This window comes from Eubacterium sp. An11 (genome assembly GCF_002161065.1).
Lineage (GTDB): Bacteria > Bacillota > Clostridia > Lachnospirales > Lachnospiraceae > Anaerobutyricum > Anaerobutyricum faecale.
Window position 1 is genome coordinate 15,291 of the sequence record NZ_NFLV01000036.1, and the last position, 14,242, is coordinate 29,532.

Below are 14,242 nucleotides of genomic sequence, written 5' to 3' on the forward strand. Positions count from 1 at the left end.
CAATGAATAATGCGTTGACGATTTCAGGGCTTACCAAAACGTATAAGGACTTTGTTTTAGATCGTGTTTCTTTCGATGTTCCGGAGGGTTCCATCGTAGGGCTGATCGGAGAAAATGGTGCAGGCAAAAGCACGACAATTAACGCTGTTATGGGGCTTATTAAGAAAGACGCAGGTCAGATTTCCATCATGGGAAAGGAAGAACTGGATAACGATACCAAAGAACAGATCGGCGTTGTTTTTGACGGCAGCAATTACCCGGAAATTCTATCCCCCAAACGGCTCAACCGGGTTATGAAGAATATCTATCATTCCTGGGATGAACACACCTATAGGTCTCTTTTGAAACAATTTTCATTACCCGCCGATAAACAAATCAGTCAATTTTCAAAAGGAATGAAAATGAAGCTGGCAATCACCGTCGCATTGTCTCACAATTCAAAACTGCTGATTTTAGATGAAGCGACCAGTGGCCTTGATCCTGTGATCCGGGATGATATTCTGGATATGCTGTTAGATTTCGTCCAGGATGAGGAACATTCTATACTGGTTTCTTCCCATATTACCAGTGATTTAGAAAAAATAGCTGACTATATCGTGTTTATCCATGAGGGGAAAGTGGTCTTCTTCAAACCGAAAGACGAATTGACTGAGCAATATGGCATAATCAAATGTGGAGCTGCCCAGTTTGATGCCTTAGATAAAAGCGATATCATTGTATATCGGAAAATGGACTACGAGTGGCAGATTTTGGTTTCAGACAGGGAGAAAATGCAGAAGAAATATCCAAAAGCAATGGTTGTTCCGGCAACGATTGACGAAATTATGCTTCTCTATGTAAAGGGGGAAAGATGATGAAAGGACTTATATTGAAAGATCTGTATATTGCCAAAAGCAATATCCTTGTAACAATCGTATGTTTAATTGTTTTAGGGTTTGGGCTTTCATTTTTACTGGAACCCAGCGCACTTTTAGTTTTGGCTCCCCCGTGTGCCACAACTGCAGTTTTCATCAGTATCACAAGTGACGAAAACTCGAAATGGAGCAAGAATGTAATTACCATGCCGGTATCAAGGAGCCAGATTATCGGAGAAAAATTCATTCTCTATATTATTCTTTCCGTGTTGGGAATTATTGCAACACTCATTCCCTGTGGCGTACTTGCAATCATTGACGGCGGAATATCATTAACTTCTTTGTGTCTCTACGGCTCCATAGGGATAAGCGCCTCTTTACTGGCTGGCAGTATCAGCCTTCCGTGCGCATATTTTTTTGACCCTGACAAATCACAAATTGTCTTTATAATGTCGTTTCTGGCTGCAACGGGAATTATTACTGCGCTAGTATTACTTGTCAATTTGATTATTCCCGTAAAAGATAGTATCCTTATGTCATTTAATATCGTACTTATTATAGCAGTGATTATCTTTTTCATTTCACACAAAATTGCTGTAATGGCTTATCAAAAGAAAGATATTACCTGACAGTTGAGCAAGCAGGAAGAGCTGCCTTGTGAGTAATAGAACCATTTTAACAACCATATAAGAAAAACCAAAGCTGCCGCTGCAGGAACACCCATTCCCACAACGGCAGTTTTCATTTCCTCGATCTGCACCGGTGGCAGTGTTGATTGGAACAGCATATACATGATAAAATAATGTAGGCATGAACCAACTCATGCCATGAGAATGTGAAGGCTCCCATCCGTTGAGATGGGAGTTCTTTACAATACATATAATGCACTTCGATTGCATCCAATTCTTTGACATTATCAGTCGGCAATCTCTCCCCTTTACATTCTATATCATGATAATAAAGCGAGGCTTGACTAAAAATTTTTATTCAGTTACCCTTAGATAAGAGTTACCGGTAGCTCTTTATCTAATCAATAAGGAGCGTGTAAAAATGTATCATGCACATTTTAGGGGAACACACTATGAAGCTGGTTTTCGGTGGGGTTCCTTACTGTTGAAACACCAAAATATAATTTTGGAAAATATTCCATTTGAAATTTCACAGGAACGAATCGACTATGCTTCATCCTGTCTTCCCATCTATGAGAAATTTTACCATGAAATCATAGAAGAAATTCAGGGACTTGCAGACGGACAGCATTGTGATGTTCGTATCTTGCAGGCAGTATTATTTAGTATGTACTCTATGCCGCCGACCTGTAACTGCTCTTGCTTTGCGTTCACGACCGGGCAGGAAATTCTCCTGGGACGGAATAGTGACTTTCTAACAGAAATCGAAAAGTTGAATATGAATGTAATATATAGGCTGACTGATGGGGCATATTCTTTTACCGGGAATACAACCGCTTTTGTAGAGGTTGAAGATGGTGTTAATGAATATGGTCTGGCTGCTGGACTGACTTCAGTTTACCCTATTCAGCACAAGCCAGGATTTAATGCGGGCCTGCTTCTCAGATATCTATTAGAAAAATGCAAAAATGTATCGGAAGCCATCTCTTGCTTACATCAATTACCAATCGCTTCCGCCCAGACATTGACTTTGGCGGATATATCGGGAAAGATAGCACTTGTTGAATGTACTCCGGATCGTGTAGAAGTTACAACATCATTAAGTAATACGCATCCTTTTGTCTGTGATACAAATGCTTTTCATCTTACAAATATGATGCAATATAACAGAGCTGGTATTGATGATTGGTTTGCAGAGACAAGGTTTCAAACTATGATGTCTGCCTTCCAAAATACTAAAAAATTTGATCTGGTATTTGCGAGGAAACTGTTATCCGGCAATTATGGTTTTCTCTGTCAATATGACAGGAGTACCGGCAAAGATACCGTATGGTCTGTTATTTATGATCTGAAACAGCATAAGATCTATCGGAGTGAGGGAAATCCCGGACGCCGCAACTTCAAAGAAGATACCCGTTTTTGTTTTTGATTTGCCGGACGCCGGGAGAAAGGAGGGAAACTACACTTCCCCTGCGCTGGATGCCGCCAGCTACTCTCTTTGTAGATTTTCCGCCCGGAAACACCTTGCACTGCAAGCTGTTCCCGTCCAGCATGTTTCCAGAAAATCTATTTTCTTTTGAAAATTAGTGCAGTATAATGTAGTCAGCGACAAAACGTAATTTATGATAATTAAAAGAGGACTAAGTTTATGAGAACCCTTTTTTTAACTTCAAGTGGCTTAAACGAAAAGACTATGGCATTATTTTGGAAATGCATCGGAAAAGAACCGATTAACACAAAAGCAATTTTGGTTCCATCCGCTGCAGTTGGAAATGATGGTGCGCGAGAAGGAATCATTGTATGTATGGAGCGCCTTATGAATATGGGAATACCTATGAATAATATTCTTATATATAATCTTGCGTTTTTACTTTCCGATGGATATAAAAGAACATATTCAAGTTATATCAGTGACATACCTGTACCATTTCGCTTAATGAGTGTTCAAGAACTCACTCAATATGACATGATTGTTTTTTGTGGAGGAAATGCCCATACGCTTCTCATCGAAATAAACAGAACAGGATTTTTGAAGCCCCTAAAGCAAGCAATAGAGAATGGATTGGTGTATCTGGGAATCAGCGCAGGTAGTATGATTGCTGCTGGAAATTTTTCCGATGGATTAGGATATTTAGCAAATCCGTTGATACCACACGCTGAAAAAGAAAGCCCTTGTGGAGAAGTATCGAAGAACGATTTGATTGAATTGGCTGACGGTCAAACTGTATTGATTAAAGGAAATCGGCAGGAAATTATTTAATAAATTGAATGCTGTTGTTTTTTCGTCTTTGGGCCACCTGACCCGAACTTTCAAAACTGAATACCAGCCGCCCACCGGCGGCACCACCGAGCAGGAAATCATTGAACGGTTTCCTGCTTTTTCTATTCTGAACTTCTCTTCCTGCTGTTGCTCTTTGTGGGCCTCCTACGTATGAAATAAGTATCAGAGCTGCATGAAGTCCTGCGGAAAATAAATTTATGAAAATATCAAAATTTGTCCACCCCGTTAAAAAGCAGCCCTATTGTTCTTATGAAATGAAAAATACAGGAGGAAATCATTATGACAAAGAAAAAAGGTACATTACAGTATGATCGGGAATCTGACAGGTTCGACATCCATTTTGACGATGGGAAATATTATGGAGGACTGCACTGCGGAGAGTGCCTGGACGTTAGGCTGAATGAGGTCTGGGTGCCGACACGGATTGAAATGTCTGAGGACTGGTATCTGGTAGGACTGCCGGAGTTGCGGCTGGAAGGTCTGACAGTTCAGATCGGATGTTACAGCTAAAAAGTAAGCGGGGTGGATGAAGATGAAAAAGGAATGGGTGAAACCGGAGATCCGGTTTACGACAGATCCGGATATTATCCTGGGATGTCTCTATGAGGTGTATGGACAGGAACAGAAGTCTGTATTGGCTGGGAAGAATATCCGGCATACGATGATCTTCCCTTTTCTCCGGATGCTGGCAAATAACACACAGGGAGATGTCAGGGATCTGGAGGCTCTGCATCAGCGGCTCTGGAAGATCTATGAAAAAGAACCGGAAAAGCAGGTGTTTGTACAGCAGGGAGAGAAAATCCTGGAAGCTGTCAGGAAAGGAGAAGACGGAGGATGATTTCCTATGAAAAAGCAAAAATGGGGAAGCAGCTGATGAAACAATTCATTGCGGAAGGGGAACTGGAAAAAGCAGCGTTTATCGGGCTGATGTACCAGATGCCGATTCGGACAGGGGATGCGGTAACGCTGCAGAAAAGTGACCTTGACGGGAGGATCGTTCTGAAGGCATCCAGCAAATACGGAAAACTCTATACGAACCGGCCGGGCAATCCTTATCGGATCACAAGACAGCTGCAGAGCCTTCTGAACTCCATTAACGGTGACTCTGATATGATCTTCACACGGAGACGGGAGTATTATATGCGTTTCTTCCACAGATATCGTGAGAGCTTCCATCTTCATGACTTCCGGAGGGAACGTTTGATGAACGAAGAACTGCTTGAGTGCCAGAGACGGAAGAAACAGTCCAAACCAGCCCAGCGCTTCACCGTTGAGGTAAAAGACGGGAAGCGGATTTTCAAAAGGGCGAGCAGCCCCCTGTAATCATCCAGATCGGACAGCGGAAAAAATCTGCTGTCCTTTTTGCGTTTTTATGCCGTGAAACGTATGGATGATATATAGGAAGTGTGTCAGAACCGTGCCATTTTCTGAACGCAACATAATAGCAATTATGTTGTGTTGGAGGCATGAAAGACAGAAGAAATCCTATCTGGACGCAACATAATTACGCAAATCTCACGGAGAAGTGAGCGCAACATAATCGCAGAGAGGAAGGAAAACCGTGGCATTACTGGATGATTATAAAAAGTTCCTGAGAGGACAGGGCAAGTCAGAGAATACCATTAAGACCTATAGCGGTCATGTAAATGAATATTACCGGTGGTATATGGATACCTTCGGGGAGGCGCCGACGCTGCTTTACCATACCAACATTTTGGATTTTCGGTCATACCTGCAGAACATTAAGAAACTGAAGTTTAAAAGCATTGATACGAAACTGTCCTCTCTGACCAGCTTTAATGAGTTCCTGGTGCAGATTGGAGTTCAGAAAGATCTGGTCATCACGGCAGAGGACCGGCTGAAATTCCAGCAGGAAATTGCAAGCCCGGCGGAAATAGAAAAGAAAGATGTGGAGGCGTTTCTCCAGAAGGTACTTGTGGATACTGGAAAGAGAAACTATGCGATTGCGGTGATCCTTGCATATGCCGGCCTGCGTGTCAGCGAGTGTATCAGTATTGGCCTGACAGATATTGATTTTCAGGCAAGGGAACTGCTGGTGACTGGAAAAGGCAATAAGCAGCGGATCGTGTTCATTAATGACAAGATCATCCATGCAGTCCGGGAGTATCTGAAGGTAAGAAACTCTCAGTCTGAGTACCTGTTTGTCAGCAGGAATGGCGGAAAGCTCCACCGCAGCAGTGTGAGCCGTTTTTTCAATCAGTGTTCGGACCGGATTACACCGCACTCGCTCCGGCATTACTTCTGCTCTCATGCCCTGGAGATGGGATATACAATTGCGGAAGTCGCAAATCAGGCTGGCCATGCCAGCGAGCGGACAACGTTGATCTATACCAATACAAGCCGGGAGCAGATGAAGGAGAAATCAAACCTGTTGTAAGTAACTATAAGAATATAATTGTCTTTGCATAGACAGACAATAAGTTGATTATAATAAAAGTGTGAGGTATAATAATGACAAAACTAACGAAGGACGTGGAATGTATGGAGATGATAAGACGAAATTTGTATCTGGATAAGATACGTCCATTCATTGACCAGGATCTGATCAAGGTATTGATCGGCCTTAGAAGAAGTGGAAAGACGATCCTGCTTTCGCAGATCCGGGATCTTCTTTTAGAGCGTGGAGTGCCAAAGGAAAATATCATAGAGATCAATTTCGAGTCCCGGCGTTTTAAAAAGCTGGAGGATGCAGATAATTTCTATCAGTACGTCACGGAACGGGCAGAGCAGGCGGATGGAAAAGTATATCTCTTTTTTGACGAAATTCAGCATGTGAAAGAGTGGCACTCAGTCATCCCTTCCTTCCGGATTGATTTTGACTGCGATATCTATGTGACAGGCTCCAACAGCAAATTGCTGTCCGGTGAACTGGCAACAAATATGGCAGGCCGATATGTTTCTTTTCATGTGTATCCTTTTGTGTTGTCCGAGATACAGGAATTTTATGAGGTCAATGGACTCCCATACACCAGGGAACAGCTTTTTACGAATTACCTGAAATATGGCGGTCTGCCGATGCGCCTGGTGCTGCCGGATGAACATTCCGTCCGCACATATCTGGAGGATGTCTATGATTCTGTCGTGATGAAAGATATTCTCTCCAGATATGCCATTCGCAATGAGAGTCTTTTGCGAAAGCTGCTGGAATTTCTGCTGGACAATATCGGAAATCCGTTCTCTGCACGCTCAATCAGCCGTTCCCTGATATCAGCCGGCCAATCAACCACAGTGGACACGGTGCTGAATTATATTGATAAGCTGCAGGCAGGTATGATCCTTTCAAAAGCGGAAAGATATGATATAAAAGGGAAAAACATCCTGGCTTCAACAGAAAAGTATTATGCTGGTGACATCGGGCTTCGTAATGTGAGCAAAGCCAGTGAGCAGATCGACACAAGTAAACTGTTGGAGAATGTGGTATATCTGGAAATGTTGAGCCGGGGATATGAGGTGAAAGTAGGAAAACTGGATACTCAGGAAATTGACTTCGTATGTTACAAAGGGCAGAAGAAACTCTATATCCAGGTGGCCTATGTATTGTCAGAGGACTGCATTGCAAGAGAATTTGGCAATCTGGAGAAGATCGATGACAATTATCCGAAATATGTGATCAGCAGCGACATCGTAGATATGAGCAGGAATGGAATTGTCCATTATAATATTATCGACTTTCTGCTAGATGGGAAGGATATATAACTCAGTGATAATAAAGAGCCGTCCAAATGGGCGGCTCCAATTAATATCCCGTTTGTTTATACATATAATTAATCTTTGACTATTTTGTTTCATTATTTCAGAGGTATAGTCAAATAAAATGTGGCCCCGCCACCAGCCGTATCTTCAAATCCTATTTTGCCTCCAAGTATTCTTGAGAGTTCTTTCGCAATACTTAATCCCAGGCCAAAATGAGATTTATCTGTTCGTGATTTATCTGCACAGTAAAAACGGTTAAATATAAAAGGTTTGTCTTCTTCAGCCACTCCGCACCCATGATCAACAACATAAAAGGTCAATTCTTTAGAAGTCTGTTTTGTTCGTATCTCAATGGTGCTGTTTTCTGGTGAATAGTAGACTGCATTATCAAGATAGATACTTAAGATCTGGAACAGTCGTTCCCGGTCTGTATAGAGTACAGGGTAGCTTTCTTCACTAATATCAAGTTTTAAGAAGATGGATTTACGGATACATACTGGCTCAAACGCTTCATACAGTGTAATCAATAGTGTATCAATATTTACATCATTCTTCTGGATGGTCCATTTATCAGCATCAGAAGACGCAAGGAGAAGCATATCTCTTACGAGCTTAGACATTCTGCTACATTCTGAGTCAATCGTTTTCAAGCAGGTTTGTGCCTGGGGGTCTTGTATTTCTGTATTATGGACTGCTTCAACATTTGCCATGATAACAGCCAGCGGTGATTTTAATTCGTGTGAAGCAGCGGCAACAAAATTTTTCTGGCTCTGCAGGATCTGCTCAGTTGGCTCAAAGGCTTTTCGCAGGAGAAACCTGCTGATAAAGAGGATGCTGATCAGGGAAACGATCCAAATAGATAAATACTTTGGCGCTTCCCGTAACAGCAGGTCTACAATAGATGTCCGCTCATAGAATAAAGCTAATGTATAAACTGTTCCCGCTTTCGTGCTGACTGTAGCCGGGATAGCATAATAGTGGTCATGATCTGCTCCATCCATTTCTATAAATCCGCCCTGTTCCGTTACCGTCTGAAATTTCTGACTGTCCGCTGCGCTTTCCGTGGAAATGCTGTTACTTATTTTTTGGAAGAGATTGGCAAAGTCAGTACCGGTATCAGGAATACTTTGATATAGCACCTTTCCTTCAGAATCTTCTAAAATGCTGTAAACATTTGTCCCACTTTCATAGTTTGAGAGAACCGCTTGCGGGTTAGAAGTATCATCCTCCAACTGATAGATGATCAGGGAAGTCATACGTTGAATATAGGATATATCAGCAAGCTGTTGTGACTGATACATATTCCAGAGGGAAAAACACAGGATCAAAGTAATGATGACCATTAGGATTCCTGCTAAAAACAGATGTAGTCGGTTGGATAATTGTTTAAGCATGAGTGTTCTCCAATCTGTAGCCTGTAGCATATACTGTTTTAATGATACAGGAGCTTTTAAGCTCTTTCAGCCTTTTTCTTAGAAAGGAAATATAATTATCAATATTTCCTGGAGTAATATCCGAGTCAGTTCCCCAGACCTTTAAAACAAGCTGTTCTTTTGTAAAAAGGGTTTCCGGCTGTTTCATAAATGTATACAGAAGCTCCGCCTCTTTTCCTGTCAGGTCTAATTTTTGCTCATGGCAGGTCAATTCCCTTATTTCTCTGTCAAACTGCAGATCCCCGTAAGTTAATATTACATCGTCATGGATCTCTTTGGAGCGCCTGGTTAATGCCCTTATCCGGGCAAGTAACTCCCGGATATGAAACGGCTTAACCAGATAATCGTCCGCTCCGCCGTCCAGACCATCGATCCGGTCATCGAGGGCAGACATACCGGTAATAATAATAACCGGAATCTGTATGTCCTTTCTTCGCATCGCCTTGATTATTGTCAGTCCATCTATAATGGGGAGCATCCGGTCAACAAGGGCAAGGTCATAGCCATAATCTTTATTGAGTGCGTAAAGCATGGCTGTTTCCCCGTCATTACAGCAGTCTACGGTATGCCCGCTTTTGGATAATTCTTTCTGTATCAGATCGCATAGATCCAGGTCATCCTCCAGAAGCAATATTTTCATAATCCATTCATCCTTTTTTAGTTCATATCATCAGTATAACAAGTATAGCAAAGAAATCCTCTAAAAGTTCTCTAAAAACTGAGGTCGATTTCTTTATTTCTTAGATGAGTTTTACAGAAGTTTTTTTGTATGATAGGCCCATAAAACAGAAAGGAGCTATGTCAAATGAAACATATGAAATTAGTAATGGTAACTGGAGTCTTGATTTTTGCACTCTCACTGGCAGGCTGTGGAAATTCCAAAGGGGAACAGGCCGCAGATAGTGGGACATCTGTGAACAGTCAGAGTGAGAATCAAGCTGGTGACACAGGAGCATCGGACGATGGCGGCGAAAACTCAACAAATCTGGACAATTTGGTAGAGACAGCTAGTTTAAGAGGCAGCGTAGCTGATTTTCAGGATGGAAGTTTTCAGGTCGTTCCCGATCAGGATGATGGGCAGATAGCAAAATCAGCGGCAGAGGGAATGGAAAGCGGCATGGAAAGCACTACGGTTTCTTATGGAGAAGATTGTACCTTCCAGATTGCCAACATCAACAGTTCCACCGGCGCAGTGGAATTAGAAGCGGCTACGGCTTCCGATGTAAAAAAATCTACGTCTGTTTATGTTTATGGAGAAACACAGGATGATGGGGAAATCCATGCTACAAAAGTGCTGATTACCCGGTTTAATTAACAGGAGGGATAGATCGATGCCTTTTTATAAGAGAGGCTTCCTTTATCTGATGCGGAAACGCGGAAAGTCGGTGCTGCTGCTGTTGATTTTCCTTTTTGTCAACAGCATGATCCTCAGTACAAACATGATTTTACACGCAACAGAAAGCACAGAGGCTGCCATGCAGGAAAAAGCAGGAGCAAAAGTGGTATGTGAAATTTCAGACACCGCCAATCCGATTACAGACAAAGAAGCCGAAATGATTAAAAATTTAGCGGAGGTAACGTCCATCAATCGAATGGGGCAGCAATCCGCATATTTAACAGATCTTGCGCCTGTGACCGCAAGCGCTTCCACAGAACCGGACAACTTGAAAGTCAGCCTGCTATCCTTTGATGATATGGATACAGACAGTCCCTTTGCGGATCAGTCTTATCGGCTGACAGACGGTGAACTGGTCAAGCCGGAAACCAAATATGGCGCCGTCATTAATGCGGGATTTGCAGAATACAATGGTTTGCAGATTGGCGATACACTTTCTTTTGAAACAGAAAACGGAAAAGCTGTTACCGTGGAAGTGATTGGGGAATATCTTACTGGTAATGAAAGCCAGCAGGAAAACAATACACTTGCCGTCTATCGGATGGAAAATCAGATTTATATAGATAATACGGCATATTTAGAATTATTTGACGGCAGCGGATTTTATAAAGTATCGGCATATACCGGTCAGCCGGAGCTTTTAGATCCATTGGCAGAGAGCATACAGGGCATTTTGCAGGATAAAGCGGACATTACCACGTCGGATGCCCTGTATCAGCAGATGAAAGCTCCATTAACACAAATAACAAGGGTGGTATCACTGATGCGTTTGCTTACCTTTTTCGCCGGCACGGTGATTGTCTCCCTACTGCTTTGTATGTGGATGCGGAGCAGACAAAAGGAAATGGCTGTATTTATCAGCTTGGGCGAACAGAAAGCCACTATCTTTTTGCAGGCTCTTTTGGAAGCGGCAGCCGTGTTTCTCATTGCCCTGCTTTGCTCCTGCGGTCTAGGTTCGCTGGCTGCAGGAAGCCTTACAGAACTGTTGCTGTCTTCTGTGGAAACAGGCGTTTCTCTGCAGGTTTCCTTACAATTTACCGATATCGCATTGCTATTGGGGATTGGCAGCGGAGTGGTTGTAATTGCTGTATTGCTGTCTTTGCTGCCAGTAATCCGTGCAAATCCGAAAGATATTCTGTCACGAATGGAGGGATAATACGATGAACTTATTGCAACGGGCAATTCGTTCCTGTTTTAGAAAGCCGGTTAAAAGTCTGCTGCTTCTGCTTGTAGTTTGTATCATCAGTCTGCTTTTCCTGTCTGGTATGGCAAGCCGTTCTGCAAACATTGCTACGAAAGACAGTACACGGCAGGCCATCGGCGCAGGATTTTTACTGGAATATAATCCAGAGAGCAGAAGCCAACGATTGGAAGAAGCCAGTCAAAAAATATTAGAACGCAATCCGGACGGTCAGGGAAGTTATGGTGGAGTCCATTTGAAAAACGTGACTGTCATGGGTTCCGAAAACCTGATGGTAACGACGGATCATTCCTTTGAGTCATTAAAAGCTGATGATATTGAAAAGATTGCTGCTGTGGAGGGAATCGCCGACTATAATATAACCACGGTTCCTACTGCGGTAAAACAGGCAAATTTTGAACGGATTGAGGATGCCGATGCAGACCAGACCAATGATTTTCAGGGTGTAGCCTTGATTGGTAATCGGGATATGTCAATGGACGCCAATGTCCTCAGCGGCAATGTTACCATCCTGGAGGGACGGATGACGACAAAGGATGATACAAATGTTTGTGTCATTTCCGAAGAACTGGCAGAAAAAAACCAGCTAAAGGTCGGCGACCATCTGCAATTTCATTCAGTAAAAGCGGAGGAACCCGTGCAAGAGGCAACGATTGTAGGAATCTATCAGGTAAAAGAACAGATGAAACCTTATATGTCCGGTGATACTTACCGCTCTGAAAATGTTATTTTCACGGATTTACATTTTCCTGAGAAGGTGGAGCAGGATGATCCGCTGTATGAAAAGGCTTATTTTAAAGTGGCAAATGTGGATGATTACGATGCGGTAAAGGAGGCCATCAAGAAAACGGATATTAACTGGCAATGGTATGATTTGATCGACAACAACGGAAATCTTGACACAATGGCTTCCAACTTCAATGATTTGGAAAAAATCAGTAACACGCTGCTTCTGGTCGTGACCGGAGCAAGCTTTGTGATCCTGTTTTTGATTTTTATTTTCTGGATCAGGAACAGAACAAATGAGATTGGCATACTTCTGTCCATTGGAATTGCAAAGGGAAAAATATTTTTGCAGATTTTAACCGAAGCTGTTCTGATCGGCGTTTTGGCGCTTTCACTTTCGTTCCTGATTGCTCCGGCAGTTTCCAATGCCGCTGCTGATTATCTGGTGGGTCAGCAGGCACAACAGGCCGAATTGCAGGATGAAATGGATACGGGCAAAGTTGCCACCGATTATCAGGCGCCGGAACTTACCGTCACGGATGTAGAAACAGAGATTACCTCTACTATGCTGCTTGCAGATAGTCTTAGCGTAGGTGTCTTGATTGTTTTATCTACAGGTGCGGCAAGCGTCCTGATTTTCCGCAAGAACCCGAAAGATATTTTAAGCGAAATGAGTTAGGAGGAATGGAAATGATTTTAGAGGCGAAAAATGTCTTATATTCTTATAAATCGAAGCGGGATAAAATAATTCTAAAAAATGTATCTGCCACTTTTGAGGAAGCTACGTTCTATGCGATTGTCGGTTCCAGTGGTTCAGGAAAAACCACATTTCTTTCCCTTTTAGCGGGCTTGGATAACCCGGTATCAGGAACCATTCTTTATAATGGAGAGGATATTCGTAAAAAGGGGCTGAATTATCACCGGAGGCACGATATCTCTCTTGTTTTTCAGAACTACAACCTGATCGATTATTTGACAACGGAAGAAAATGTGAAGCTAGGTGGAAAGAAAGATGCAGAGAAGCTATTACAGGAAGTCAGTATTCCAAGGGAAGACTGGAAGCGGAATGTGCTGCAGCTTTCCGGTGGCCAGCAGCAGCGTGTGGCGATTGCCCGTGCTTTGGCAAGTGAAGCCAAGGTGCTCTTAGCGGATGAACCCACTGGAAATTTGGACGAGGATACGGCAGGGGAAATTATTGAATTGCTAAAGAAAACTGCACACGAATTGGGAAAAAGTGTAATTGTGGTAACTCATAGTAAACTACTTGCAGAAGAGGCAGATAAAATTTATGAAATAAAGAATGGCAAATTGTGTACAGAGTAAGGGCTGCAATCTATATGAACCCGTTAGAAAAAGTTATTTGATTGGAGATGGGAATATAGGATATATTTTACTCGCAGAATTTGATGATACAGAAAAGGCTATTTTAAATGAAATTATGGCTGTATTAAAAAGATATTCTGCTAAGTATAAATGTGAGGAAGAGAACATAAGAAAGATCGTTTTTCGTGGGCTTGTTATTTATCCAGATCAGCGGAGGATATTAGCAGCGGAGAATGAAGTATTTCTATCACATTATGAGTTTGATATCTTACTGCTTCTTGTAAATCATCCAGGCTGGGTATTTACCAAAGAACAGATCTATGAAGCAGTCTGGGATGACATCCCTGTAAGTGTGGATGCCAAGGTTGAGTGTATGATTTACAGCATCCGGAAGAAGTTTCGGGAGTATACTGACAGGCAATACATTCGGACTGTCTGGGGTGTAGGCTACAAATTCGATCCGGAAACATAGAAAGGAGCCGTCCGTGAGGGCGGCTCCAAGTCATTTGTTATTTGCTTTTCTTCTTCGGACACCATGCCGGAGAGGTCTTTAGCGGAACCTCATTGGACCAGGCCTTTCCATAATCCAGGAATCCTGGATCTTTCGACATTCTATGTTCCTGAAAATAATCAAAAATATAATGCTGATCCGGATGCTTACAGCGAAAAGAAGCCCGGCTGTTAC

16 protein-coding genes are annotated in these 14,242 nt (G+C 42.5%); 14 read left to right on the top strand and 2 right to left on the bottom strand.

The annotated features are described in order from the left end of the window. The first annotated feature begins 2 nt into the window (after positions 1 to 2). From B5E53_RS16620 to B5E53_RS16660, 9 genes are all read left to right on the top strand, one after another. On the top strand, positions 3 to 854 hold the full coding sequence (locus B5E53_RS16620; protein WP_087282405.1) for an ABC transporter ATP-binding protein: 852 nt from the start codon (positions 3 to 5) through the stop codon (positions 852 to 854). After that, positions 851 to 1,483 (top strand): ABC-2 transporter permease, encoded by a 633-nt coding sequence (locus B5E53_RS16625; protein WP_242963795.1) that lies wholly within the window; start codon positions 851 to 853, stop codon positions 1,481 to 1,483. Before B5E53_RS16620 ends, B5E53_RS16625 begins: the two co-directional genes overlap by 4 nt. Before the next feature lie 421 nt (positions 1,484 to 1,904). Next, on the top strand, positions 1,905 to 2,912 hold the full coding sequence (locus B5E53_RS16630) for a C45 family peptidase (RefSeq protein WP_087282401.1): 1,008 nt from the start codon (positions 1,905 to 1,907) through the stop codon (positions 2,910 to 2,912). A gap of 219 nt (positions 2,913 to 3,131) precedes the next feature. Next, complete coding sequence (locus B5E53_RS16635) at positions 3,132 to 3,743, top strand: Type 1 glutamine amidotransferase-like domain-containing protein (RefSeq protein WP_087282399.1); 612 nt, start codon at positions 3,132 to 3,134, stop codon at positions 3,741 to 3,743. 300 nt (positions 3,744 to 4,043) lie between these two features. Beyond that, positions 4,044 to 4,274 (top strand): DUF5348 domain-containing protein, encoded by a 231-nt coding sequence (locus B5E53_RS16640; protein WP_087282395.1) that lies wholly within the window; start codon positions 4,044 to 4,046, stop codon positions 4,272 to 4,274. A gap of 22 nt (positions 4,275 to 4,296) precedes the next feature. Continuing rightward, entirely contained in the window at positions 4,297 to 4,602 is a 306-nt protein-coding gene (locus tag B5E53_RS16645; RefSeq protein ID WP_087282444.1) for a hypothetical protein, read from the top strand. Further along, a complete protein-coding gene (locus B5E53_RS16650; protein WP_087282393.1) occupies positions 4,599 to 5,087 on the top strand; it encodes a hypothetical protein in 489 nt (162 codons plus the stop codon). The genes B5E53_RS16645 and B5E53_RS16650 overlap by 4 nt, the downstream gene beginning before the upstream one ends. 238 nt (positions 5,088 to 5,325) lie before the next feature. Further along, entirely contained in the window at positions 5,326 to 6,162 is an 837-nt protein-coding gene (locus B5E53_RS16655) for a tyrosine-type recombinase/integrase (RefSeq protein ID WP_087282392.1), read from the top strand. A gap of 74 nt (positions 6,163 to 6,236) precedes the next feature. Continuing rightward, a complete protein-coding gene (locus B5E53_RS16660; RefSeq protein ID WP_087282390.1) occupies positions 6,237 to 7,481 on the top strand; it encodes an ATP-binding protein in 1,245 nt (414 codons plus the stop codon). Positions 7,482 to 7,573: 92 nt separating this feature from the next. Here the strand turns inward: B5E53_RS16660 and B5E53_RS16665 are convergent, their stop codons facing one another. Together B5E53_RS16665 and B5E53_RS16670 are read right to left on the bottom strand one after the other, a co-directional pair. Beyond that, positions 7,574 to 8,872, bottom strand: a complete 1,299-nt coding sequence (locus B5E53_RS16665) for a HAMP domain-containing sensor histidine kinase (protein ID WP_087282388.1) — start codon at positions 8,870 to 8,872, stop codon at positions 7,574 to 7,576. After that, positions 8,865 to 9,551 carry a response regulator transcription factor gene (locus B5E53_RS16670; protein WP_201310237.1) on the bottom strand — a complete coding sequence of 229 codons (687 nt, stop codon included), beginning with the start codon at positions 9,549 to 9,551 and terminating at the stop codon, positions 8,865 to 8,867. The genes B5E53_RS16665 and B5E53_RS16670 overlap by 8 nt, the downstream gene beginning before the upstream one ends. A gap of 174 nt (positions 9,552 to 9,725) precedes the next feature. Here B5E53_RS16670 and B5E53_RS16675 point away from each other — a divergent pair, with 174 nt between their 5' ends. The 5 genes from B5E53_RS16675 to B5E53_RS16695 are packed head-to-tail and all read left to right on the top strand — an operon-like array spanning position 9,726 to position 14,029. Further along, positions 9,726 to 10,226, top strand: coding sequence for a hypothetical protein (locus B5E53_RS16675; RefSeq protein ID WP_242963797.1), 501 nt, complete (start codon positions 9,726 to 9,728; stop codon positions 10,224 to 10,226). A 16-nt stretch (positions 10,227 to 10,242) separates the two neighbouring features. Next, positions 10,243 to 11,463: an ABC transporter permease gene (locus tag B5E53_RS16680; RefSeq protein WP_087282381.1), complete on the top strand. Its 1,221-nt coding sequence runs from the start codon at positions 10,243 to 10,245 to the stop codon at positions 11,461 to 11,463. Between the two features lie 4 nt (positions 11,464 to 11,467). Continuing rightward, entirely contained in the window at positions 11,468 to 12,913 is a 1,446-nt protein-coding gene (locus B5E53_RS16685; protein WP_204245541.1) for an ABC transporter permease, read from the top strand. Between the two features lie 11 nt (positions 12,914 to 12,924). Further along, the gene (locus tag B5E53_RS16690) at positions 12,925 to 13,557 is read left to right on the top strand and encodes an ABC transporter ATP-binding protein (RefSeq protein ID WP_087282379.1); all 633 of its coding nucleotides are present in this window, start codon (positions 12,925 to 12,927) and stop codon (positions 13,555 to 13,557) included. Further along, entirely contained in the window at positions 13,535 to 14,029 is a 495-nt protein-coding gene (locus B5E53_RS16695; RefSeq protein ID WP_087282377.1) for a winged helix-turn-helix domain-containing protein, read from the top strand. The genes B5E53_RS16690 and B5E53_RS16695 overlap by 23 nt, the downstream gene beginning before the upstream one ends. The last annotated feature ends 213 nt before the right edge of the window (positions 14,030 to 14,242 follow it).

What these genes read in the sequence shown, in the direction of transcription:
- B5E53_RS16690 (WP_087282379.1), top strand. Translation starts at nt 12,925, where the DNA reads ATGATTTTAGAGGCGAAAAATGTCTTATATTCTTATAAATCGAAGCGG.
- B5E53_RS16640 (WP_087282395.1), top strand. Translation starts at nt 4,044, where the DNA reads ATGACAAAGAAAAAAGGTACATTACAGTATGATCGGGAATCTGACAGG.
- B5E53_RS16650 (WP_087282393.1), top strand. Translation starts at nt 4,599, where the DNA reads ATGATTTCCTATGAAAAAGCAAAAATGGGGAAGCAGCTGATGAAACAA.
- B5E53_RS16620 (WP_087282405.1), top strand. Translation starts at nt 3, where the DNA reads ATGAATAATGCGTTGACGATTTCAGGGCTTACCAAAACGTATAAGGAC.
- B5E53_RS16665 (WP_087282388.1), bottom strand. Translation starts at nt 8,872, where the DNA reads ATGCTTAAACAATTATCCAACCGACTACATCTGTTTTTAGCAGGAATC.
- B5E53_RS16680 (WP_087282381.1), top strand. Translation starts at nt 10,243, where the DNA reads ATGCCTTTTTATAAGAGAGGCTTCCTTTATCTGATGCGGAAACGCGGA.
- B5E53_RS16625 (WP_242963795.1), top strand. Translation starts at nt 851, where the DNA reads ATGATGAAAGGACTTATATTGAAAGATCTGTATATTGCCAAAAGCAAT.
- B5E53_RS16635 (WP_087282399.1), top strand. Translation starts at nt 3,132, where the DNA reads ATGAGAACCCTTTTTTTAACTTCAAGTGGCTTAAACGAAAAGACTATG.
- B5E53_RS16675 (WP_242963797.1), top strand. Translation starts at nt 9,726, where the DNA reads ATGAAATTAGTAATGGTAACTGGAGTCTTGATTTTTGCACTCTCACTG.
- B5E53_RS16685 (WP_204245541.1), top strand. Translation starts at nt 11,468, where the DNA reads ATGAACTTATTGCAACGGGCAATTCGTTCCTGTTTTAGAAAGCCGGTT.
- B5E53_RS16660 (WP_087282390.1), top strand. Translation starts at nt 6,237, where the DNA reads ATGACAAAACTAACGAAGGACGTGGAATGTATGGAGATGATAAGACGA.
- B5E53_RS16695 (WP_087282377.1), top strand. Translation starts at nt 13,535, where the DNA reads ATGGCAAATTGTGTACAGAGTAAGGGCTGCAATCTATATGAACCCGTT.
- B5E53_RS16670 (WP_201310237.1), bottom strand. Translation starts at nt 9,551, where the DNA reads ATGAAAATATTGCTTCTGGAGGATGACCTGGATCTATGCGATCTGATA.
- B5E53_RS16630 (WP_087282401.1), top strand. Translation starts at nt 1,905, where the DNA reads ATGTATCATGCACATTTTAGGGGAACACACTATGAAGCTGGTTTTCGG.
- B5E53_RS16645 (WP_087282444.1), top strand. Translation starts at nt 4,297, where the DNA reads ATGAAAAAGGAATGGGTGAAACCGGAGATCCGGTTTACGACAGATCCG.